This window comes from uncultured Aquimarina sp. (genome assembly GCF_947495315.1).
Lineage (GTDB): Bacteria > Bacteroidota > Bacteroidia > Flavobacteriales > Flavobacteriaceae > Aquimarina.
Genome location: NZ_CANLYD010000001.1, coordinates 473771 through 495980, shown reverse-complemented (window position 1 = coordinate 495980; position 22210 = coordinate 473771). Strand labels below are relative to the sequence as shown.

Below are 22210 nucleotides of genomic sequence, written 5' to 3'. Positions count from 1 at the left end.
ATTAGTATGAAAAATAAAATTCAGGATTTCATTGTCATAACCTTTATATCATTTCTTCTACTAATCATATTAGAAATTATACTTGGCCTTTTTTTTGAAAACAGGAAATCCCGGCATCAATCAAATAAAGTAGATCGTATCTTAAGATCCAATTCATATTCTGAAAAAGATACTCCATTTATTAAACAATTTTATATTGATTATCATAAGTTAACGTATGAATGGGATCCATTTACCAAATACAAACTTAAATCGTATCAAGGTAAAACAATAAATATAAATCAACAGGGAAACAGAAAAACTATTAACAAAGACTCTTTCATAACTGATTCTACGTATACTATCTATTGTTTTGGTGGCTCTACTATGTTTGGCGATGGAGCTAGAGATAGTATGACAATACCTTCATTAATATCCAAAGAATTAAACGAAAAAGTACCTGCAAAAAAATTCTATGTCACTAACTATGGTGTTCCCGCTTATAGCAGATCTCAGGAAACAGCACTGCTAATAGAAGCATTAAAAAAAGAAAAAAAACCAGACATTGTCATATTTTATGACGGTTTTAATGAAGTGCTTTTAAAGTTTCCTAATTATTCTAAAAATGTACAAGAGCCAATAAAAAAATCATATGAAGCAATCAAAAATTCAAAAAAACAACTAAAATTAGCTCTTAAATCAAGTAATATTAATACTACCATAAAAAAAATACAAAGTAAATTAACGCCAGCAGCAGAAGTAAATTATTCTACTGTTTTAAACGATTCAATACTTAATGAAGTCATAAAAAATTATAGAAATAATATAAAAATTATAGACGCTATCGGCAACCAATATGATTTTAAAGTATTTAACTATCTGCAACCTTCTGTTTATACTAAAAAACATAAAACCGAATATGAAAATATTCAATTTAATAAACAAAAAGGTTTAAATATTGTATTTAAAAAACTATATCAACAAATGATTTCTGATTCGATATTACAAAACTCAAATTATTTTAAAGATGTCAGTAACTGTTTTAATAATAACAAAGAAAATATCTTCATTGATAATTGCCATATTTCTGAATATGGTAATTCGATAATTAGTGAAATTATTGCTAATGATATTATTAAATCAATTGATACTATTAATTAGTTTAAAACTAATATTATATTCTATTATAAAACATCATATTAGATGAATCATAATTTATTAAAAAAAGACATTTACTACAATTGATCATAATAAGATCATCGTTTATTGCATCTGAATCAATTCATTGAACAATTTATATTCTTGTGGATACTTGGATGTATCAGGATCAATATAATTCGAATTATTTATAATTTTCCCTTCTTTTATATTAGCACTAGGATCTCCACTGATTCCAGTAAAATTAAAAGTTTCATATTCAGATTTAAGAGGAGTTGACATATCTAAAAACTCACCTATTTGATTTAAAATCACACTTGGAGTACTCACCAATTCATCTGAGTTTATCACTAAACATTGATCATCAGATAATTTTTCTTTCAACTGAATTAGATAAGACATCCGATCATAATAATATTTTTTCGATTTTTCGTCTGACCATGGAGTGTAATGTTTTTTAGTAAGAGTCATAATACTAGCCACTGATGCATCAGGAGGTCGTGTTAGAATAATAACTTTAAGGTTCTTCTTTTGAAAAATCTTTGGATTAGGAGTTTTAGAATTATGATTTATTTGATCTACATAGACTTTCTTAAAAAAATTGATAGACTTATTCTTTAGTAGTGTCTTAGATTTCATATAAAGCAATTTCAAATTGCTCTCATATATTGCGTTACTTTCTCCAAGCCCAATCATAGTCGGATGTGAAAGAAGTATATGAGTCAATAAGGAAGATCTACTCCTCATATGTCCCATTACCAAAAGATAATTAATTCTTTTACTTGCCATTTCAGTATATAAGTTTGTACCAAGTATATATATTATTCAAAAAAAATGTAACTCTATTTTATAATTTTTCTTGTTTAGTTTTAATAAAATTATGTTCAATCATTTTTTGCAATGAATCCTGATAATTTACTTTTTCAGTTTGTAAATGTAAATCAGCATGTTTAGGAGGTTCGTACGGATCATCAATTCCAGTGAAATTTTTTATTTCTCCTTTTAGTACTTTTTTATAAAGCCCTTTAGGATCTCTTTTTATGCATATTTTAATAGGGCAATCAACATATACAAGTTCAAATTCAAAGCCTTTATTTTCTATAAACTTCTGCGCAGCTACTCTATGATCATTATATGGAGCTATTAGAGAAACAATTACACTGATTCCTTTCTCAAGATAAGAGAGAGATAATTCTGCTGTTAACATTAACTGCTTATGTCTATCTTCCTTACTAAAACCTAAATTACAATGCAATGCCTTACGCAAATCATCTCCATCCAAATGGCAAACTTTGTTTTCTAAGTTCGAATAATAATTCATTAAACCCTTTGCCAAAGTTGTTTTTCCACTACCGGACAAACCTGTTAAAAGAATAAAAACTGGTTTCAATTAAGTTAATATTTTATTTTCATTATTAAAATGATCCTTCTTTTATATGTATTTTTAAAATAAAGAATATACAAAAGGAGATACTACAGAATTCTCTGTAAAAACTAATAAAGCTCCTAATAAGACTAAAACAATAATAATTGGGATTAACCAATATTTTTTTTGATGCATCAAAAACTTCAAAAACTCTAAAAATATCCCTGATTTATTCATTGCTAATATAGTTTTTCATAATCGATACTTTCTTCTTTATCTATCCATCCAGTAGTTATTTTTTTCTTATTTGTAATTTTTAAAACAAATGTAATTGGGAAAAAAAGTAAGTAATAGACTATCCCTAAAATAACAAAAGAACTCATCTCTCCCAAAATATTACCAATAAATAACCAAACAAACAGAAAAGGATAAAACAGTATTGGTAGTAAAAGAGTAATAATTAATAGTAAAGAAAAACTTATTCCTATATAGATTTGTTTTGGATTAAACAACAACCCATCTTTATATACTGAGACACAAAAAATTAATAATAATAGTACAAGTAATAATCCTCCAAACTGTTGTTGCTTTCTTTTAACACTGCTATTATCCTGAACAATACGTACAACACCTTTAATCCAACTCATATTCTATTTGTTTAGAAAGAATTTCATCAACATTGTTGTTGTTTTCTTTTTGTATGATATAATTTCCTAGTACCAATATATCCATTTCTGTCTGAAAAAAACATTTTAACGCATCTAACGGAGAAGCAACTATGGGTTCTCCTCTAACATTAAATGATGTATTTATCAATACAGGACAAGAAGTCTTCTGTTCAAAGGAGGAAATTAACAGATGTAATAATGGGTTTTCATCTGAAGAAAGAGTTTGTACTCTCGCCGTTCCATCCTCATGAATACAAGATGGTATTTTTTCTTTCCTATCACTTCTAAATGTGAAAAGCATGTATTTAGAGGATATTATATCTGAAAACCAATCTTTAGCTTTTTCTTCTAATACTATTGGTGCAAAGGGTCTAAATCCTTCTCTTTTTTTGATACGCAAATTCACATGCTTTTTCATATCACTGTATAATGGACTGGCCAAAATACTTCGATTACCTAAAGCCCTAGGACCAAATTCCATTTTACCCTGAAACCAACCTATTATCTTTTTATCCTTAAGTTGAGTTGAAACTTCATCACAAAGTTTTTCATCATTGACTAAGCTATAATCAATCCGATGTTCTTTTAAAGTGTTTTCTATGTCTTCATTACTATAACTAATTCCTAGATAAGCCTGATCCGTCAATGTATTATCGATATAATTTCTTTCATTTTTCATATAATGATACCATCCTACAAAAGCAGCTCCAATTGCTCCTCCGCTATCACCAGATGCAGGCTGCACCCACATGTTTTTAAATATATCCTTTGTAAGCAACTCTCCATTTGCTTTACAATTTAGAGCTACACCTCCTGATAAACATATATTTTCAGATTGAGTTATTTTCTTTGTATACTTAAGTAATTCTAAAAGAAAATCCTCGGTAATTGATTGTATAGAACTTGCCATGTCACAATAAAACGATGTCATTTCTCCACTAGGTTTTCTTGCTTTCTGACCTAAAACATCACAAAACGCATTATTAATTGTCGATTCCCCTTTATCAAATGAAAAATATTTTAGATTTAACACTACCTCTGCCGTATCCGTGATAGTTACAAAATGCTTAAGGATTAAATCTTTATACACCGGTTTTCCATACGGAGCCAATCCCATTAACTTATATTCTCCAGAATTAACTTTGAAACCACAATACTGTGTAAATGCACTGTATAAAAGACCAAACGAATGTGGATACTGTTGTTCTTTTATAATCTTTACCTGATTTTCTTTTCCTATTCCGATGGTAGTACAAGCTTTCTCTCCTACTCCATCTATAGTTACAATAGCGCTTTCAGAAAAGGGCGAAGAAAAGAAAGTGCCGGCGGCATGTGATTCGTGATGCTCGGTAAACAGGATTTTTCCAGAATATGCTAATTCCTTTTTAATGATTACAGGAATCCATAGCTTCGTTTTTGTCCAAGATTTAATAGATTTTCTAAAAAAAGAAAAACCAAAAGGAGTATTAGATTGAATAGAATTAATAATTCTATCGAATTTCAAAAAAGGTTTCTCATAAAAAACGATTACAGGAATAGACTCTATATCAATTCTACCTTCTTTTAAACAAAATTCGATTGCCTTTTTAGGAAAAGAAGGATCGTGTTTTTTTCTAGTAAAACGTTCTTCTTGAGCAGCGGCTATAATTCTACCATTTTTAAGTAAACAAGCTGCTGAATCGTGATAAAACGCTGAAATCCCTAAAATATAACTCACATTTTATTTGTTTGATAATAATTCTTGCTTTAAAAAAGCTCCTAAAACCTCTTGCCCCTCTTTATTTAAATGAGGATCGTTAAGATAATAAAGTCTTTTCTCTTTAGCATCTACTTCTCTTAATTGTTGTAAAGGATTTAATACTATTACATTTTGATATTGTTTTACATCTAGAGACGCTTTTTCAAAGAAATCATACCCTATTTTTTTAAATTCATTTTCTTCAGAAAATTTTGCTCCTAGCTGACGCATATTATTAAAATAAAAAGAATTTAATTGCGAACAATGCGGAATAAAAACAATAAAAATATTAACATCAGTTGGTATATTCTCTACAAATTCTTTTAGTTCAGTAATCCAAATAGAATATCTATTTTCAAAATTTCCTCCAGTCATTACAGATTTATATAAGTATTCTGAATCTGACTCAAAATATAGTTTACTTCGCTGATTATAATCTTTTACACTAAATCTTTCGTCATTAAAAGTCTTATTAATCTGCTTAATTCTTGACTTAAAATATCCTAACTTATAATTAATATAAGAACTACTCAAAAACAAATCCGATACATCCCAATATATGTTTCTTACAAGGGGTAACTTCTTATAATTTGTTAAGTGGTCAACATCTATCAGATCATTTCCTACATACACCTGATAAATTATATTTTTTGGTTGGTATTTTTGTATTCTCCTATGCAAAAAAGTGTTAACCTGTTTCACCCCTATACCCTGCACGCCAGAATTTATAAAGGTTTTATTAGTTGAACTTCTTAAGAAATCAATATAGTTATTTTGTGTTGCAGAAAAAGAATCTCCAAACACCAAATAATCAATGTTCTTAGACTCAATACTATCAGCATCGTTTAGATGAGTAAATTCGGCTTTATAAAAATCAATAATGGAAAACCGATAGGACATTTCGAAAAGAAAAAACACAATAATCAGAATGACTATTGTTTGAATTAACAATCTTAAAACTCTTTTCACATCTACGAATGTTTTCTAATTACAATTCCTAAATTTAGTATTTATAAATAATAAATCTAGACATAGTAAACTATTATATACCATCAAAACCTTAAAGATTTCTTTTTCTCAAAATCTTCTGCTGTTATAGATTTACCATTAATTGCGGTAGTATCCCAATCCTGTGTGATTTTCCATTGATCATTGATCTTTTTTAATACAATATGAAATTGACCATAAATATATTCGGTTGTACCATCGGTAGTAATCCCTATTTTATAAAAACCAACTTCATAAGAAGTATCTTCATTCGTATGTCTACTATCAAACCAAAAATCTAGTTTTATTTTTGTATTACTTTCTTTAGAGGCTTTCAGACGTTCTAGGTTCTTACCCTTAAACACATTCTTCGTATCAATACCTTCTGGTGTAACACGTAATACCTCATCTGCATATATCGCGTTTAGTGATTCTCCATCTAAGGCCTCATACGCTTTCTGAAAGGGTGCCCACACAGTTTGATCGATTTGTTTCTGGATTTCCAAACTATTCACTTGTCCGACCATAATGGAACTAAAGAACATAAAAACAGGAATAAAAAATCTAATCATAACATATTATTCATAAAAGTATAAAGTTAAAGCTTTCTTTAGTTTTAAAAACATAATCATTCACAAACAAAAAAATCCCGCCAAAAAGCGGGATTTATATAAATATTACTCAAATAATTATTTACTCAAATACATCTTACGTCTTGAATATAGATCATAAAACTGATCATCCTTAAGGTCATCAATAAATAAGATACTTTCTCCTGTACTCTTCATCTCTGGTCCTAATTTCTTATTTACATTCGGAAATTTATTAAAAGAAAATACCGGTTGTTTGATTGCATATCCATCTAAGTGTGGTTTAAAATCAAAATCCGTTACTTTTTTCTCTCCCAGCATCACCTTAGTTGCATAATTTACATAAGGCTCTCCGTATGCTTTAGCAATAAAAGGAACTGTTCTGGAAGCTCTGGGGTTAGCTTCTATAATATACACGATATCATCTTTGATAGCAAACTGTATATTAATCAACCCAACAGTATTCAATGCTAATGCAATTTTATGTGTATGATCTTTGATTTGCTGCATTACAAATTCTCCTAAATTGAACGGCGGTAAGGTAGCATTAGAATCACCGGAGTGAATTCCACAAGGTTCTATATGCTCCATAATACCAATAATGTATACATTCTCTCCATCACAGATCGCATCAGCTTCAGCTTCAATTGCACCATCCAGATAGTGATCCAATAATAATTTGTTATTTGGTATTTTACGAAGTAAATCGACTACATGCTCTTCTAATTCCTGCTTATTGATTACAATTTTCATTCCTTGTCCTCCTAGTACGTATGATGGACGTACTAAAATTGGGAAGTCTAATTTATCTGCAACCTCTAATGCCTCATCAGCCGTTTCTGCAATATCAAACTCAGGATAAGGAATATTGTTTTCTTTTAATAATGTAGAGAAACTTCCTCTATCTTCTGCTAAATCTAGTGATTGATACGTTGTACCTATGATCTTAATTCCGTAACGATCAAGTTTCTCAGCCAGCTTTAGTGCAGTTTGTCCTCCTAACTGAACAATTACACCTTCTGGTTTTTCGTGACGAATAATATCGTAGATGTGTTCCCAGAAAACTGGTTCGAAATATAATTTATCAGCTGTATCAAAATCCGTAGAAACTGTTTCTGGATTACAATTAATCATAATCGTTTCGTACCCACACTCAGCAGAAGCTAATACTCCGTGAACACAACAGTAATCAAATTCAATTCCTTGACCAATACGATTAGGTCCTGATCCTAAAACAACGATTTTCTTTTTATCTGTTACAATGCTTTCATTCTCTACATAGACTTCTCCTTCAGGAGTTTCTATTTCAGCTTCAAAAGTAGAGTAAAAATATGGTGTTTTTGCCTTAAACTCTGCAGCACACGTATCTACTAACTTATAGACTCTATTTACTCCTAATTCGTCTCTTTTATTATACACTTCGCTTTCATAACAACCCAACATATGGGCGATCTGCCTATCTGCAAAACCTTTTTGCTTTGCTTCAAGAATTAAATCTTTAGTCAATGACTGAATTGTATACGTAGAAATTTCTTTTTCTAATAAATGTAATTCTTCATACTGTTTTAAGAACCACATATCTATTTTAGTGATCTCGTGAATTCTACTCAATGGAATTCCCATTTGGATCGCATCATAAATTACGAATACTCTATCCCAACTTGCGTATGTTAGCTTTTCTATAATCTGATCGTAATTCTTATATCCTTTTCCGTCTGCTCCAAGCCCGTTTCTCTTTATTTCTAAAGATTGTGTCGCCTTATGCAAAGCTTCCTGAAAAGAACGGCCAATCCCCATTACCTCTCCTACTGACTTCATCTGAAGCCCTAGTCTTCGATCAGAACCTTCAAACTTATCAAAGTTCCAACGAGGGATTTTTACAATTACATAATCTAGTGTCGGTTCAAATAAAGCTGATGTAGATTTTGTAATTTGATTATCTAATTCATCTAATGTATATCCAATAGCCAATTTTGCTGCAATTTTCGCAATTGGATATCCCGTTGCCTTAGATGCTAAGGCCGAAGAACGAGACACACGTGGATTAATTTCTATCGCGATAATTTCTTCACGTTCATCTGGACTAACCGCAAATTGCACATTACATCCTCCTGCAAAATCACCAATACTACGCATCATATGAATAGCCATATCACGCATGCGTTGGTATGTTTTATCACTAAGTGTCATTGCTGGCGCAACAGTAATAGAATCTCCTGTATGAATACCCATCGGATCCATATTTTCGATCGCACAGATAATTACTACATTATCATTGGCATCTCTAAGTAATTCTAATTCATACTCCTTCCAACCGATCAATGCTTTGTCAATCATTACTTCGTGAATTGGTGATACTTCCAATCCTCGAGTTAATAACTCATCAAATTCTTCTTCTTTATAAACAAAAGACGCTCCAGCACCTCCTAGAGTATACGACGCTCTAATTACTAATGGAAAACCAAACTCCTGAGCGATTTCTTTTCCTTTTAGATAGGATCCGGCAGTAGCCTGTGGGGCCATACCAATACCTATTTTGAGCATTAACTCTCTAAACTGTTCACGATCCTCCGTAATATTAATAGCATCAATATCAACACCTATAATTTCTACGTCAAAATCTTTCCAAATTCCTTTCTCATCAGCCTCTATACAAAGATTTAATGCTGTTTGTCCTCCCATAGTAGGTAGTACTGCATCAATCTGTGGATGCTCCTTAAGGATTTCGATAATAGATTTAGTATTCAATGGTTTCAAGTATACATGATCCGCCATTGAGGGATCCGTCATAATCGTTGCAGGATTAGAATTGATTAGTATGGTTTCTATTCCATCTTCTCGCAAAGAACGTAAAGCTTGTGATCCTGAGTAATCAAACTCACATGCCTGACCGATGATAATTGGTCCTGATCCGATGATCAATATACTTTTGAGTTTTTCGTTTTTTGGCATTTTGGTGTTGGTATTGAAGTATTAAAAATATTTTTAGGAATCGACTAGATATAAAAAAAGGCGTTACTCCTAAAAGTAACACCTTAATATTTTCATTGCACTAGAATCATTAGTGCTTATGTCTTAGTTCTGAAGAAACAGATAGCTTTTTTCTACCTTTAGCTCTTCTACGAGCAAGGACCTTTCTACCATTAGCAGAAGCCATACGCTCTCTAAAACCGTGTTTGTTTTTTCTCTTTCTCTTCGATGGTTGAAACGTTCTTTTCATTGCTATCTATCTTTATAAATCTTCTTGAAATATCTTTTTTTAAACTGATGGGGTGTCATCCCAAAACTGCGGGCAAATATACAAAGAGTTTTTACTTTCACAAACCTAAATATCAAAATATTTTTAATTGTTTTTATTACCTTTGCCGCGACAAAAAATATAACACATTTCATGTATAACAAAAATATTAAATTAGTAATCGCAGCATTAATTGTTGGAACGGCCGTTTGGCAGATGATAGAAGGATATATTGGCAATGGGATAATGCTGATTTTACTTGCTTCTATTTTTGTCTTTTTATATTTCAAAAATGAATTAATTCTTCTTTCGTTCTTAAGGTTGCGTAAACAAGATTTTGCCGGGGCCAAGAAATGGTTAGATAAAATTAAAAATCCAGAAACTGCTCTTACGACCAAACAACACGGGTATTATAACTACCTGCTGGGCATCATGCTATCTCAAACCAATATTACTCAGGCAGAAAAATATCTTAAGAAAGCTATTAAATTAGGGTTGTCTATGAATCAGGATCTTGCAGTGGCTAAACTTAATCTTGCCGGGATAGCAATGACCAAAAGAAGAAAAAGAGAGGCGCAAAACCTCCTAACAGAAGCTAAGAAACTAGATAAGCATGGCATGCTAAAAGAGCAGATTACCATGATGAAACAGCAAATGAAAAAGATTTAGGCACACTAATTGTACCTATAATTACGTTATCTAGTAGTTCAAAAGGGAAAATAAGTCTGGTGCTAAACAAGCAAAAAAATGGTTTTGCCTAGCTAAAACTGTTATTTTTAAAGACTTTATAGTACTTTAGCTACCGTAATAAAGTTGTAATGAAGAAAATATTAATTCTAGGAATACTCTTTTTTTATTTTGGAAGTGCTTATGCACAGTTGGAAAGAAAAATTCCTTTTTCTGTAGCTGTTGCAGCTCATATTAAAAAATACAACCTAAAAAGTAATGAAGCGTACAAGGATCAAGATCTTGAGTATGCAAAATTTTTGTTTGATTCACTTGTTCAGAATCATTTTGTAGGTACTTATATGGACGACTTTAAAATGAGTCCTATGAAAGGAGAAACTATTTCTTTTAAAGAAATTGAAAAACCTATATTTCTAATTACATATGCCACCTGGTGTGTTCCCGGAATAGGAGAAATACCTGCTTTAAACGACTTATCAGACAAATTTCATGATCAAATTGACTTTATTGTCTTGTTTTGGGATACAAAAGAAAGACTGAAAGAGAAAGTTAATGAATACAGTGAGAATATTCAGTTACTATATGTAAATGAAAAAACGAATCAAAATTCTTACATCATTAATAATTTAAAACACTCCTTGGGTTTTCCTATGATGTATTTTATGGATAGTGATAAAAAATTATTAGACATCCGTAAAATTGAGACGCATCACTCTAGCGAAACACTTAGCAACTCGTACACGATTCATTATAATTCTTTATCTAAAGGAGTTTCCCTCTTGATTGCGGACCTAGATGCCAAGGGCGCATTAACCGCTTCAGAAGAGGAAAAGAAAAAAGAAACTAAAGAAGAAGAAAGAGATTCGCGCTCTCAAGAAGAACGAGATATAGACGAAGAATACGAACGTTATCGAAGAGAGAAAGATTCTATTGACAATCAGAGAAAAAACAACAGGAACAGATAGTTTTTTTTAATCTCGATTTTATTTTCCCACTTCAACTGAAATTTCACTAAAAATAGTGTATTAAAGAAATGTCGTATTACTCATTTTAAAATTCTATAGAGAGATTAATTAGTTATATCTAAATTACCAAAACAATAAAATGAATTTATTAAAGATTTTATCATTTTTGATTTTGATAGGATGCTCAACTTCTTCAAAAAAAGAAGGGTCTATCCTAGAAAATAAAAACATAGAATTAAAAAGTCAACATATCGCAGTAGAAAAAGCCAAAATGACAAATTACAACTTTGTCATCCATTTTAATTATGAATCTCACGGTAGCGTACTTATAAATGGAATACCTTCATTATACAGATCTATAGAAGATACTAAATCTAGTTCTAGATCTATAACAATGCCCATTCGAGATCTTTTAGTGAATGGCACAAATACAATACAACTTATAGGGAATTTCCAAAAAGATAAATATGAAATAGGAGTTTATCAAAATGAAATCCTGGAATTTGGTCAACTTGCTGATGAGGATATAGAGATTAAGCTCGAAGAAAGTAAACCTGGTTTTTTTAATTTTGAAGTAAATGATATTTCCAGCCATATATGGGACGATGGTGAAGATTTTGAAACTTCAGATTATGAAAATCTTGCTGCACTTGCATTGAAAATGGATCATATTATTAAAAAAGGACAAACAAAAAAGTATATAGAACTTCATAAAATTGAAATACAAGAATCTGTAAAAAGAATGAATGCTGCTGGGAATTTATCATTTTCCTTTAAAAGCATAGAGAATGATCTCAAAGATTCTTTTAAAACTATCCGAAAAGGAAAAGAATACACTTCAATTGATATCCCTAAGAGTGAGATTATGTACCATATTTCTAATTCTAAAAAACTAGCAACTATAACTCATAAAAACAAACCTTATCTTACTGGTTTCAAAAACAATGAAAACAATCATTATAGAGTTTGGGGATGGAAAATGTTGTATATGAAGAAAAATGGTGAACTCATACCAATTTTAGGATACTAAACATATTTATTTACCGAAAATCATTTTCAATGCTACTAGTAATAGTACTCCTCCGAAGATTTTTTTCAGTACGGCCTGATTAACAGAAATTGCAAACTTACTTCCTAAATAACCTCCTAAAATAAAAGTTACCGCTATTATAGCTGCAAATTTCAGGTTTACGTGACCCTCTTTATAATAATTAAAAGCTGCCAATAATGTAACTGGAACTGAGAGAACTGCAAGACTCGTACCTTGCGCCTGATGTTGCGTAAAACCAACCCATAAGATCAGTAAAGGTATCATTACCACGCTCCCACCAATCCCCATAGTTCCACTTAGAAAACCAGCCAACAGCCCTATTACTACCAGTGAAATGATTGTCATTGTATCCATACCACAATTTTACAATAAATGTAGTTATGGCACTATAAAAAGATTAAAATAATTTAAATGCGAGTACTAAGACTATTGTCCTACTCCGGTTTTATAATATCCTTCTCTAGGAATTTTAATCAAATATTCTTTGCCCGTTGTATTATTGAGATTAGTCTCTCGTAACCAAGGATTGTGAAGTTTTAAAATTTTATAATTGATATTGTATTTAGCTGCAAACTCATTAAAATCTGTAATTGGTTCGTCAACCAACACATTAAACGTTGGAATATACTCATACAAATCATCCTTTGTAAAGTTGAACCCATATTTCTTAGGGTTACTAAGGATTTCTTTTACTGCTGTAATTCTAAACACATATCTTCCTGTTTCTTGCCCCAACAAAAGATCGTAATATGTTGTAGCATTTTGTCGTTGTAATTGTTTATTTATTCCTGCTGGACCTGCATTATAAGCAGCAGCAGCTAATGTCCAACTACCAAAACGTTTCTTTGCATTCTTTAAATATTTACAAGCAACTCTAGTTGATTTTTCGATATGATATCTTTCATCTACATTATTGTTAACCTCTAAACCGTACTCTTTTCCTGTGTTTTTTAATATTTGCCAAAAACCAGTAGCTCTTGCAGGAGAAACCGCCTGAGTCAAACTACTTTCTATAACTGCCAGGTATTTAAAATCGTCAGGAACTCCTTCTTCTTTAAGAATAGGTTCTATAATAGGAAAGTATTTATTAGCTCGTTTAAAAAGTAATAATCCATTGGATTGCCAATAGGTATTTACTAATAATTCTCTATCCATTCGCTCACGAATATCAGGATTTTCTACAGGTACTAACTCACCGGCAAAATTTATATTTTCCGGCATAGGTACTGCGTAGACATTATAGTCATTAATTAGCTTTTCCTCTAAAAGCTCTTGTTCAATTGGTTTCTGAGGTTCTTGTTGCGTAGCGTTGACTAAAATACCGAAGGTAAATAGCACTCCTAAAAAAACTAAAACTTTTCTTATCATCTTCATCTTGTAAGTAGATTTTATTGGGGAATAATTTCTATGTTTCCAAAATAATGTAAAATATTGGAATATTGGCAATTAATTCTCAATTATTTCTGGCAAATGGGTATTAAACCATCTTGCGCGATTAATTATCATAACATGCGTACCCTTTTCTACAGTAATACAATCTTTAATGTGAGAAATCGGAAATACTATATCCTTATCGCCATGAATATGAACAATTCCTTCAATTGACTCTTTCTGGTCCCAGCATACAATATTCTCTATTGCCCAATCCAAATATGTTTTATCATTTACAGAAAGGTACTTTTGATACATCGCTGCTCTCTTTTTTGCAAAATCACCAAAAGCAAGTTTTTCCCAATTATCAATCTTAGAAACTAATGAAGTAGGCATTAACTTATATGCCTTAGTTTTTCTTGCTAACTTTATTCTTCTTGGTAATTCATATTTGTTTTTTACACTAGAAATAATAACTAATTTCTTAACATTGAGATACTTATTCATTTCTTGAACTATCATCCCTCCAAAAGAAACACCAATAAGCACACACTCTTTATGCTCAATTTCTTCGCACATACGCTGTGCATAATTTTCAATAGATTCTCTTCTTTCTGGAATCTTCCAAGGTAGTGTATGGGTCTTATATGTATCTTCAGGAAGGGTTATATATTCAAAAATGGAAACGTCTGCAGCCATACCCGGAACAAAATAAACATGGGTAACTTCCTTCATACTAGGTATTTTAACAGTGGTTTGTGCATTTAAAGCGCTAATTTTCTTATCTTTGCAATTCAAAATTATAGTAATACTTTATTAGAAAAAAGTAAACAGTGTATTAAATTATTGTAAAAGGGAAAAATTGAACTAACAAATCTTAGTTAGGTTTAAAAAAACAATAACAAAATTCGATGCAAATCATGAACTAATTTCAGAATAATTATTGAATTTCTGATAATCAAAAACTATACATTTTAAAACACCCCTTTTAATTTTTATTAAATAGTAAATTAAAAAAAATATGGAGAACATGAGCGATGTGGAATTAGAAATAGTAGATAATGAATTTTTGAGACAATTCGAGACTACTATTGAAGGTCAAAAAGCAAAGATCGAGTATGCTCAACAAGAGAGAAAAATATTCCTGACTAAACTTATCATGTCTGATGAGCTAATAGAAAAAGGATATTCTGAAGATTTTATAGTAGCTGTTTTTAATATTATTGAAGAACGTAATATTAGATTAGTACCTACTAGCCCTATTATCGCTAAGTTTATGCGAAAGAATAGAAGAAAATATAAAGACTTACTTCCGGTAGGAATTAACATATAGAAGTATGTCTGTTTTAAAAATCAAAAACCTGCTCAAAAGCAGGTTTTTTTTATTTCTTTCAGTTCTGTTTATTCCTCCAAAAGCTCAAACCTCACCATCCCATCATCATCAATATCCCTAAGTGTTACCTTACGTAATGTATTCACAAAAGAGGGATCCCAAGGCATTTTTACCTTTACATAATTCTCTGTAAATCCATGAATATATCCTTCCTTATTTTCAGATTCGAAAAGCACTGTTCTTTCTGTTCCTATCTGGCTTTCATAAAAAGCTCTTCTTTTCTTCACAGATAATCCTCTTAGCATCTTACTCCTTTTCTTTCGTACATCTTGCGGAACAACATTTTCTAATGAAACTGCCACTGTATTTTCTCTTTCAGAATATGTGAAAACATGTAAATAAGATATATCCAAGTCTGATAAAAAATTATAGGTATCCAAAAAATGATCATCCGTTTCACCCGGAAAACCAACAATGACATCGACTCCTATACAAGCGTGTGGCATTACTTCTTTAATCTTTTTAATACGATCTACATATAAACCACTAAGATACCTGCGACGCATCAATTTTAGTATCTCATCATTTCCAGATTGTAATGGAATATGAAAATGAGGTACAAATGTCCTCGATTTTGAAACAAAATCAATTGTTTCGTTCTTTAGTAAGTTAGGCTCTATAGATGAAATACGTAATCTCTCAATACCTTCTACTTCATCCAGCGCTTGTACTAATTCATAAAAAGTATGCTCGTGTTTTTTATTACCAAACTCTCCTTTACCGTAATCACCTATATTAACTCCCGTTAACACAATCTCTTTAATACCTTGTTCAGAAATTTCTTTTGCATTTTTCAATACATTATCTAAGGTATCACTACGTGAAATTCCTCTCGCTAATGGAATGGTACAATACGTACACTTATAATCACAGCCATCTTGAACTTTTAAAAATGCCCTGGTACGATCACCTATAGAATAACTGCCTACATAAAAATCAACTTCTTCTATTTCGCAAGAATGTATTTCTCCAAATTCATTTTTGGACAAATCATTAATATAGTCCGTGATCTTAAACTTCTCAGTTGCTCCCAATACTAGATCAACACCATCTACGGCGACTAATTCTTCTGGTTTTAGCTGAGCATAACAACCCACAGCAGCAACAAATGCATCTGGATTCCCTTTTTGTGCTTGCTTTACGATAGTTTTAAATCTTTTATCCGCATTCTCCGTAACAGAACAGGTATTGATTACATAAATATCAGCATTTTCAGAAAAATCCACGCGATCAAAACCCTCGTCTGTAAAGTTTCTGGCGATCGTAGAGGTTTCTGAAAAATTCAGTTTACAACCTAAGGTATAAAAAGCTACTTTTTTTCTCATTAACAAATATGAAGGCATTTCTGCAAAGGCAGAAATCTGTTTATATTTACACTTGTTTTTAATTAAAAGATCCCGACCTTCGTTAGTATCATAATTAAAAGCCGTCAAAGATACCAACAATAATCCGTTTACTAAAATTGAAAATCAATCGATTAACTTCCATAATTCACTATTTAGCAACAGTTTACCTATGTACTCTCTGCTTTTCTTGTGGAAATTCTTCTAAAGAAGACAAAGATCATCTGGTATTCAGATATAATGAATATTCTAATATTCCTACCCTGGATCCTGCATTTGCTCGAAATCCACCAATTATTTGGGCAACAAATCAATTATTCAATGGTCTTGTACAATTAGACGATTCATTACATGTACAACCGGATATTGCAAAAAAATGGACAATCTCAGATGATAATTTAACCTATACTTTCACTTTAAGAGATAAGGTAAAGTTTCACAAGAACGCAGTTTTCAAAACCAAAGACAGCACACGAACCGTTATAGCAAAAGATTTTGAGTATAGTTTTAATAGGCTTATTGATCCCAAAGTTGCATCTCCTGGAAATTGGGTGTTAAAAAACGTAGAAAGTTATAAGGCAATTAATGACACTACCTTTCGGATACAACTAAAAAAACCTTTTCCTGCCTTTTTGGGATTGATGAGTATGCGTTATTGCTCTGTAGTACCAAAAGAAGCTGTAGCATTCTATGGAACAGACTTTAGAGCAAATCCAATTGGAACCGGACCCTTTAAATTCAAGTTTTGGGAAGAAAATATTAAATTGGTATTACGCCGTAACGAACTCTATTTTGAAAAAGACAAAAGCGGAAAGCAATTGCCATATCTCGAAGCTGTTGCGGTTACCTTTTTACCCGATAAACAAACAGAATTTCTGCAATTTGCTAAAGGAAATATTGATTTTTTAAATAGTCTAGATGCGTCTTATAAGGATGAATTACTTACACCTAGCGGTAAACTAAGAGACAAGTTTAAAGACAAAATTAAGTTCACAAAAAGCCCTTACCTAAATTCAGAATACTTAGGTTTTTACCTAGAAGGAAATAATGAAGAGGTTAAATCTGAATTGATAAGAAAAGCAATTAATTATGGTTTTGATAGACAAAAAATGATCACCTATTTAAAGAATGGAGTTGGAACTCCAGCAACCAGCGGATTTATACCCAATGGCCTGCCAGGTTATAATGCACAAAAGGGATATGAATATAATCCATCAAAAGCAGAACAACTCATTAAAGAATATATAAAGCGCAGTGGTAACAAAAAACCAACTATTAGGATCGCTACAGATAATAATTATCAAAGCTTATTTGAATTTATCCAAAGAGAAATGGAAAAAGTCGGTCTTACAGTTATCGTTGATATAATGACTCCCTCTACGATAAGAGAAAAGAAATGGAATGGTGAACTGGATACATTTAGAGCAAGTTGGATTGCAGATTATCCCGATGCTGAGAATTTCTTATCCCCTTTTTATAGTAAAAACTTTACTCCAAATGGCCCCAACTATACTCATTTTAAAAACGAAACTTTTGACCAACTTTATGAAAAAAGTTTTTCTATCACAGACAGCAAACTAAGAGAAGAATTATACATAAAAATGGACTCTATAGTCATTGCACACGCTCCCATAGTTCCCTTATATTATGATCAAGCTACACGGTTTGTTCAAAACAGTGTAAAAGGATTAACCAATAACCCACAAAACTTCTTAGTATTAAAGCGGGTTTGGAAAGAGAAGACTCCTTAATCTTTGATTTCATAGATACAAAAAATCGCTTTTAATCGATTAAAAAACACTTTTAATCGATGTTTTTTAAGTATATTCGCCATCGATTAATTTTTTTTAACATAAATTTTCAACCTAAATCTTATGAAAAAAACCTATTTATGCGCAGTTGCATCATTATTTCTAGTAGCTGTATCTTGTAGTGATGATGACTCAGTTAGCGGAATCGTAACTGTAACCCCTGATCCAACAGAAGAAATTGCTTTAAACCCCGATGATGTATCCGGAAATATTATCATCAACAACGGAACAATAGTTCCTGGTGATGCTCCAACCCCTACAGGCACATTACCTTTTACTATGGATCAAGCCACACAATCTGGTTTTCAGAAAAACGGTTTTGACATTACTTTTGATGCGCCAACAAATTATGCAGGTGCATATATTCAAGTACAATCAGCAGACGGAACAATGGCTGATGAATACTGGAACGTTACAGTACCGGGTAGATCAAACGTAATCAACAATGAAAAAAGAAAAGGATTATTTAGTGAACAACTAAGCAAAGTAAATGATCAAGAAATTGAAATTGATGTAGATTTTGAAGATAGCGTATCTGCTGGAACATTTTGTTATTTAATCTGTATATATGATACCGATGGTAATATTAGCCAACCAGTAGAAGTTTGTGTTGAAGTAGAAGCTTGGGGAGGAAATCCAAACTTAGTAGGCACTTGGAACTACACAAAAAGAACTAGAAATGGTGTAACCGAAGATACTATAGGAACAGAAGAGTGTGATGATACAACTGTGTTTTGTGCTAATGAAACAGAATTATTGGTAGAAAACGCATATTGTGATACCCTTTTATCATTGCCCATAACGTTTAATGCGGATGGTACGTATACATATGTAGAAACAACTAATTATAACGATTTAGACTATGAAGCTACAAGAGAAACCTGTACAGCTACTTTCGAAGCTGAGGCAGAAGAATTATATAGCTCCAGAGGAAATTGGGCATATGATGAAGAAGAAGGTAAATTAACTTTAGTAGAATTTGAATATACAGAAACTGTTAATGGAGATCCGTCAAATGGTGTTGAAGAAAATGGATACCTTTTATTTGATGGTAAAGCTACTCTTACTGGTAGCTTGATTATTGAAGGAGAATATGATGATGATTCTGGAGTTTACATAGCCGAATTTCATTTCACCAGATAATATATTTTTCCGCATATAGGATAAAATTAGAATCCCATCTGCTTTAGGCAGATGGGATTTTTTTTATGAGTCATAACTCTTACGCCACGTTTTTGTTTCTTCAAAAACGTGCTCCAGAATCTTTTTATCTTCTTCTGTTAGTTCTATATCTCGTCTAGACATCACTACTTTTGCTACTTCAAAAGCTTTTTTGGTTAAATAGGTAGTAAATCCACTGTTTCCACCCCAACTATAACTAGGTACAAAATTACGTGGGAATCCACTACCGAAAATATTAGCATTAACTCCTACGACCGTTCCTGTATTAAACATCGTATTGATACCACATTTAGAATGATCACCCATCATTAATCCACAGAACTGCAATCCTGTTTTTGCAAAACCTTCGGTTTCATAACTCCATAATCGTACAGACGCATAGTTGTTTTTAAGATTAGAGGTATTCGTATCTGCTCCAAGATTACACCATTCTCCCACTACAGTATTACCTATAAATCCATCATGTCCTTTATTAGAATATCCAAATATTACAGAATTATTAACTTCTCCTCCCACTTTAGAATGAGGTCCTACCGTAGTACCGCTATAGATCTTGGCTCCCATTTTTATGGTGGCATAATCACAAAGCGCAAAAGGCCCCCGAATAAGACTACCCTCCATAATTTCTGCATCTTTTCCTATATATATCGGCCCTCCAGATGCATTAAGTGTTGCGAATTCTAATCTAGCTCCTTCTTCTAAGAAAACATTTTCTGGTGCAATTACATTATTACTTGTCGGAATTGATTGACTCTCGCGATCCTTGGTTAGTAATGCAAAATCTTCTTTGATTGCCCGTTCATTTTTAGAAAAAATATCCCAGGTATATTTCACCGTCAATACATCATAGCTATACTGAATTACATCATAGGTATCAAAATCTACTTCCTGATCTTCTTTTGCATAAAAAGCAATTGGTTCGTCTTCAAAAAATATAGCTTGATTGGGTTCTAAGTTCTTCACCATAATTACTAGATTCTCTGTTGGTAAATACGAAGCATTGATCATTACATTCTCTTCTAATTCAACCATAGGAAACTTCCCACTAAGATACTCTTCGGTAATTGTAGATGTTGTAAATCCCAAATATTGCTCCCATTTCTCACGAATAGTCAAAATCCCGATTCTTATATCAGCCACTGGTCTGGTATAGGTAAATGGAAGTAGTGAATTTCTGGAAGCCCCATCAAAAAGAATATAATTCATAGCTATAAAAATGAAATGTTTGTATTGTTATTTTACTCAGATTATCAATATTACCATATTAACGCGAATAATGATCAGAAAATTTACATCAGTCAGAATAATTCTTGATAGAAAATTGTATCGAAGACAAGTAAATTTTCGTTTTTGAAAGCTTCTCGATACAATCCGCTTAAAGCGGATCACTCGAAGTGACGTAATTAACCGTATGAAACCACTATCGATTATTCAAGTTACATTACAAAAATTCAATTATTCTATGTCATCAAGTTCAAAAATACGGTAACATCTAAAAACAAAAAAGCCTTTCTCTGAAGAAAGGCTTTACAATAATTCTTACGAACTAAATTACTTTTTGAATTTAGCGTATTTGTTTTTGAACTTGTCGATACGTCCTGCTGTATCGATTAGTTTAGATTTACCTGTATAGAAAGGATGAGAAGTTCTAGAAATTTCTAATTTCACTAACGGATACTCAACACCATCAACCTCAAGTGTTTCTTTAGTATTCGCAGTAGATTTAGTTAAAAAAACCTCATCATTCGACATATCCTTAAAGGCAACTAGTCTGTAATTATCTGGGTGAATATCTTTTCTCATTATATTATATTATCATTTTCGAGGTGCAAATGTAAATAAATTTTGTGAAATAGCAATGCTGATTAAAATTTATTTGATAATCTAAAAACTTAAGTTTTCGATAACATTTAATTACCCAAAAAAATAAAAATTTGTTTTTTACAACCAATTTTAACAAGCATGCTAATCTTTAAAATAATCCTATACTTTATTATCTTCACATAAGATACTAATAATTATAGCCAGTATAGAGCTAGAAGCGCCGCTACCTCCTTCACCAAAAGCACATTCATCACTTTTAATTTCAGAAATATTGTTATTATTTCGATCAGATAAGTATGCTAATACAATCCTTCTAATTTCATCTTCTGATAAATTCAAATCCACAATATAATTATACAATTCAGTAAATTCTGGACTCTGCAGACTTAAAAACTCTTGCTCCAACACCGTCATTTCTTCTGCTGTCAAGCCAGAAGATGATTTAGTTTTAATACCATCTAAAAGTTTAGAGTAACTTGGAGAGGTTACTGCAATTTTAGAAAAAGCATCTAAAAAACTTTTTATCTTTATCTCTTTTTCATTTATGGATTGCACATTGGAGTTTTCGTCCACTGAACAGGAAGTAAAAAAAACAAGTATAAAACTAGTTATATAAAATAATTTTGTTTTCATAAGCCAATATTTTGGGAGTTAAAAAGTAAAAAAAAACAGTTAAAATACGCTTTTTCATTTATTTTGTATTACTTGTAAAAAACAACAAAAACGACGGTTTAACCGTAATCCTACAACGTAAATATAAGCTTTTTTAAGTAATTATCCGTACAAAAAATAGAAAATCCTCAATTTGCTATTAACATTTTAGTATATTTGGTAATAGATGAGGATAAAAAAAGTAAAA

General features: G+C 31.5%; 23 protein-coding genes. 7 read left to right on the top strand and 16 right to left on the bottom strand.

The window, feature by feature from the left end; all coding sequences use genetic code 11:
• Nucleotides 1–6 precede the first annotated feature (6 nt).
• Nucleotides 7–1140, top strand: coding sequence for an SGNH/GDSL hydrolase family protein (locus Q0910_RS02155; RefSeq protein WP_299211978.1), 1134 nt, complete (start codon nucleotides 7–9; stop codon nucleotides 1138–1140).
• Nucleotides 1141–1242: 102 nt separating this feature from the next.
• Here Q0910_RS02155 and Q0910_RS02150 read toward each other — a convergent pair whose 3' ends face one another.
• The 9 genes from Q0910_RS02150 to rpmH all read right to left on the bottom strand — a co-directional run bounded on the left by Q0910_RS02150 (nucleotide 1243) and on the right by rpmH (nucleotide 9706).
• On the bottom strand, nucleotides 1243–1926 hold the full coding sequence (locus Q0910_RS02150) for a sulfotransferase (RefSeq protein WP_299211975.1): 684 nt from the start codon (nucleotides 1924–1926) through the stop codon (nucleotides 1243–1245).
• Nucleotides 1927–1984: 58 nt separating this feature from the next.
• Nucleotides 1985–2527 (bottom strand): adenylyl-sulfate kinase, encoded by a 543-nt coding sequence (gene cysC / locus Q0910_RS02145; RefSeq protein WP_299211972.1) that lies wholly within the window; start codon nucleotides 2525–2527, stop codon nucleotides 1985–1987.
• Nucleotides 2528–2581: 54 nt separating this feature from the next.
• Complete coding sequence (locus Q0910_RS02140; RefSeq protein WP_256439425.1) at nucleotides 2582–2740, bottom strand: DUF5989 family protein; 159 nt, start codon at nucleotides 2738–2740, stop codon at nucleotides 2582–2584.
• 2 nt (nucleotides 2741–2742) lie between these two features.
• The gene (locus tag Q0910_RS02135; protein ID WP_299211965.1) at nucleotides 2743–3150 is read right to left on the bottom strand and encodes an SxtJ family membrane protein; all 408 of its coding nucleotides are present in this window, start codon (nucleotides 3148–3150) and stop codon (nucleotides 2743–2745) included.
• Nucleotides 3137–4888, bottom strand: coding sequence for a carbamoyltransferase N-terminal domain-containing protein (locus Q0910_RS02130; protein ID WP_299211962.1), 1752 nt, complete (start codon nucleotides 4886–4888; stop codon nucleotides 3137–3139). The genes Q0910_RS02135 and Q0910_RS02130 overlap by 14 nt, the downstream gene beginning before the upstream one ends.
• A gap of 3 nt (nucleotides 4889–4891) precedes the next feature.
• A complete protein-coding gene (locus Q0910_RS02125; RefSeq protein ID WP_299211959.1) occupies nucleotides 4892–5878 on the bottom strand; it encodes a hypothetical protein in 987 nt (328 codons plus the stop codon).
• 83 nt (nucleotides 5879–5961) lie between these two features.
• On the bottom strand, nucleotides 5962–6468 hold the full coding sequence (locus Q0910_RS02120; protein WP_299211956.1) for a nuclear transport factor 2 family protein: 507 nt from the start codon (nucleotides 6466–6468) through the stop codon (nucleotides 5962–5964).
• Between the two features lie 117 nt (nucleotides 6469–6585).
• Nucleotides 6586–9438 carry a carbamoyl-phosphate synthase large subunit gene (carB, locus tag Q0910_RS02115; RefSeq protein ID WP_299211953.1) on the bottom strand — a complete coding sequence of 951 codons (2853 nt, stop codon included), beginning with the start codon at nucleotides 9436–9438 and terminating at the stop codon, nucleotides 6586–6588.
• A gap of 109 nt (nucleotides 9439–9547) precedes the next feature.
• Nucleotides 9548–9706: a 50S ribosomal protein L34 gene (rpmH, locus tag Q0910_RS02110; protein WP_081414554.1), complete on the bottom strand. Its 159-nt coding sequence runs from the start codon at nucleotides 9704–9706 to the stop codon at nucleotides 9548–9550.
• A gap of 171 nt (nucleotides 9707–9877) precedes the next feature.
• On the opposite strand from rpmH, the gene Q0910_RS02105 reads away from it, so the two are divergent.
• From Q0910_RS02105 to Q0910_RS02095, 3 genes are all read left to right on the top strand, one after another.
• A complete protein-coding gene (locus tag Q0910_RS02105; RefSeq protein ID WP_299211950.1) occupies nucleotides 9878–10393 on the top strand; it encodes a DUF2892 domain-containing protein in 516 nt (171 codons plus the stop codon).
• Nucleotides 10394–10542: 149 nt separating this feature from the next.
• Nucleotides 10543–11376, top strand: coding sequence for a redoxin domain-containing protein (locus Q0910_RS02100; RefSeq protein WP_299211947.1), 834 nt, complete (start codon nucleotides 10543–10545; stop codon nucleotides 11374–11376).
• Nucleotides 11377–11515: 139 nt separating this feature from the next.
• Entirely contained in the window at nucleotides 11516–12406 is an 891-nt protein-coding gene (locus Q0910_RS02095) for a hypothetical protein (RefSeq protein WP_299211944.1), read from the top strand.
• A gap of 6 nt (nucleotides 12407–12412) precedes the next feature.
• Here Q0910_RS02095 and Q0910_RS02090 read toward each other — a convergent pair whose 3' ends face one another.
• The 3 genes from Q0910_RS02090 to Q0910_RS02080 form a co-directional block, all read right to left on the bottom strand.
• Nucleotides 12413–12781, bottom strand: coding sequence for a sulfite exporter TauE/SafE family protein (locus Q0910_RS02090; RefSeq protein ID WP_299211941.1), 369 nt, complete (start codon nucleotides 12779–12781; stop codon nucleotides 12413–12415).
• 72 nt (nucleotides 12782–12853) lie between these two features.
• The gene (locus Q0910_RS02085; protein ID WP_299211938.1) at nucleotides 12854–13801 is read right to left on the bottom strand and encodes a lytic transglycosylase domain-containing protein; all 948 of its coding nucleotides are present in this window, start codon (nucleotides 13799–13801) and stop codon (nucleotides 12854–12856) included.
• Nucleotides 13802–13873: 72 nt separating this feature from the next.
• Nucleotides 13874–14533, bottom strand: a complete 660-nt coding sequence (locus Q0910_RS02080; protein ID WP_299211935.1) for an alpha/beta hydrolase — start codon at nucleotides 14531–14533, stop codon at nucleotides 13874–13876.
• A 295-nt stretch (nucleotides 14534–14828) separates the two neighbouring features.
• Between Q0910_RS02080 and Q0910_RS02075 the strand changes: the two genes are divergently transcribed.
• Nucleotides 14829–15131 carry an N-acetyltransferase gene (locus Q0910_RS02075; protein ID WP_298312543.1) on the top strand — a complete coding sequence of 101 codons (303 nt, stop codon included), beginning with the start codon at nucleotides 14829–14831 and terminating at the stop codon, nucleotides 15129–15131.
• 68 nt (nucleotides 15132–15199) lie between these two features.
• On the opposite strand, the gene mtaB is transcribed toward Q0910_RS02075, so the two are convergent.
• Entirely contained in the window at nucleotides 15200–16516 is a 1317-nt protein-coding gene (gene mtaB / locus Q0910_RS02070) for a tRNA (N(6)-L-threonylcarbamoyladenosine(37)-C(2))-methylthiotransferase MtaB (protein ID WP_299211930.1), read from the bottom strand.
• Nucleotides 16517–16659: 143 nt separating this feature from the next.
• Here mtaB and Q0910_RS02065 point away from each other — a divergent pair, with 143 nt between their 5' ends.
• Both Q0910_RS02065 and Q0910_RS02060 read left to right on the top strand, forming a co-directional pair.
• Complete coding sequence (locus tag Q0910_RS02065; protein ID WP_299212676.1) at nucleotides 16660–18285, top strand: ABC transporter substrate-binding protein; 1626 nt, start codon at nucleotides 16660–16662, stop codon at nucleotides 18283–18285.
• Between the two features lie 123 nt (nucleotides 18286–18408).
• Nucleotides 18409–19488, top strand: a complete 1080-nt coding sequence (locus tag Q0910_RS02060; RefSeq protein ID WP_299211927.1) for a hypothetical protein — start codon at nucleotides 18409–18411, stop codon at nucleotides 19486–19488.
• 63 nt (nucleotides 19489–19551) lie between these two features.
• On the opposite strand, the gene Q0910_RS02055 is transcribed toward Q0910_RS02060, so the two are convergent.
• The 3 genes from Q0910_RS02055 to Q0910_RS02045 form a co-directional block, all read right to left on the bottom strand.
• Complete coding sequence (locus tag Q0910_RS02055) at nucleotides 19552–20733, bottom strand: GlmU family protein (RefSeq protein ID WP_299211925.1); 1182 nt, start codon at nucleotides 20731–20733, stop codon at nucleotides 19552–19554.
• A gap of 345 nt (nucleotides 20734–21078) precedes the next feature.
• Complete coding sequence (locus Q0910_RS02050) at nucleotides 21079–21330, bottom strand: type B 50S ribosomal protein L31 (RefSeq protein ID WP_027392055.1); 252 nt, start codon at nucleotides 21328–21330, stop codon at nucleotides 21079–21081.
• A 180-nt stretch (nucleotides 21331–21510) separates the two neighbouring features.
• Nucleotides 21511–21984, bottom strand: a complete 474-nt coding sequence (locus Q0910_RS02045; RefSeq protein ID WP_299211922.1) for a hypothetical protein — start codon at nucleotides 21982–21984, stop codon at nucleotides 21511–21513.
• Between the last annotated feature and the right edge of the window lie 226 nt (nucleotides 21985–22210).